We start from the raw sequence: 1489 nt of genomic DNA, 5'->3' as shown, positions 1-1489 counted from the left end.
GGTTAGTGGTGTAAGGGCATATAAATATGTTAAGACAGGTGAAATAATATATGATCGCGATATTGCTCTTGGTAGTGGAATAGGAAATTTAACAATGGGAGCGAGTAAGACTGTACCTGAAATTGCAGATTCCCAACTTGGTAAGAAACTTGTTGACCATGCAGCTGATTATGGGTTAACAAAGTCCAAAGAAGGAGCTGTTGCGTATAAGCAGATTGTACAGAATTCGCTAAAAAATACAACAGTAGTAAGAACAGGTACCTGGAAGACACTCGGTGAATGTGAGTTTTGGATTTCAGGTAATGACGTATCAATTATTAAAAATGGTACATGGGTTTCAACATTTCCACTTACAAAGTCAGGAACAGTGGATTATATTAATAGTTTACCAATAGTAAAGTAGGTGGTTTAATGGGTGCAAAAATAGAATTATGTTATTTATCAAATGATAATATTAAAAACATATTGAATAATCTCATAAATGTATTATTTCAATTGGGAATAAGCTATAATGAGAATATTCAAGGAGAGTACACATATTGGATTGATAGTCCATTTTGGAATTTTGGTGATTCTGATACAGTAGTTGAGAAGTGCGAGAATACTTATAAAACACTTAATGATATGAATGATATTTTAAATTTACTTTCAAATAATTATTCTCCAACATTAACATTTGGATTGAATTTGTTTGAAAGAGATATAGCGTTAGTGGTATCAATTTTTGAGAGTGAAGAAAATTGGAAAGAAGTTAAAATTGCTCTCGATAGGTATGAAGCATATGATTCACAAAATGATATAAAAAAGGAAAAAATATTACTATTCCTCAATGAATTATTTTGTATATTAGCAGAAAGCTTGAAACCTTATTATGGTATTTGTGCAACTGAAATAATGGGACTGGCGACTTCACCAGAACAATTATTTATTGAGAAAGATACATTAGGGGATTTTAATTATTTTTGCTTGGAATTGGTTTCTAAAATAAATTTAAAAGTATATAAAAACGACTTTATAGTAAAAGAATTAACGGATGGCAGTGTTATATTAGTAAAACAGTATGGGTTATTTAATTTGGGATATTAATAACTGATAGAACCAAAGTACACCAAAACAAAATGAATATGTGTACTATATAAGGTCACACAGTTTCGACTGTTGTGACCTTGTTTTTTTATAAGCACTTGCATTGGTGCTATTCAGGAGTTATGATGTGACCAAAAGTATGGGGTGATACTGATGGTAGATATTGATGAAGAACTGAAAAAGGCACAGATTAAGTATATTCAGAAAGAACTGGAACAACTCCGGTTTTATTATAGCGAAATTACTAATTTAGGGTTTTTACATATCCTTTGTGGTTATGAAGAATTGCTAGAAATAACTGTCACAGAGCTAAAGCCAGATACTATGACGCAGAAATTGGAAGGTTTATAAGCGAAGACAGTTATAAAGGTGATAACAGCATCATAATTAGCTTAAATCTTTA

3 protein-coding genes are annotated in these 1489 nt (G+C 31.1%); all 3 read left to right on the top strand.

What is annotated here, in order from left to right; genetic code table 11:
- Positions 1–403: colicin D domain-containing protein (locus BUB77_RS29020; protein ID WP_139241360.1), on the top strand; the 403-nt coding region annotated here is incomplete at its 5' end.
- Positions 404–411: 8 nt separating this feature from the next.
- On the top strand, positions 412–1086 hold the full coding sequence (locus BUB77_RS29015; RefSeq protein WP_073280647.1) for a hypothetical protein: 675 nt from the start codon (positions 412–414) through the stop codon (positions 1084–1086).
- A 153-nt stretch (positions 1087–1239) separates the two neighbouring features.
- Positions 1240–1437, top strand: coding sequence for a hypothetical protein (locus tag BUB77_RS29010; protein WP_073280646.1), 198 nt, complete (start codon positions 1240–1242; stop codon positions 1435–1437).
- Positions 1438–1489: the final 52 nt, after the last annotated feature.

It is taken from the genome of Anaerocolumna jejuensis DSM 15929, assembly GCF_900142215.1.
Classification (GTDB): Bacteria; Bacillota; Clostridia; order Lachnospirales; family Lachnospiraceae; genus Anaerocolumna; species Anaerocolumna jejuensis.
The sequence above is the reverse complement of the archived record's forward strand: the minus strand, read 5'-3'. Positions and strand labels throughout refer to the sequence as shown.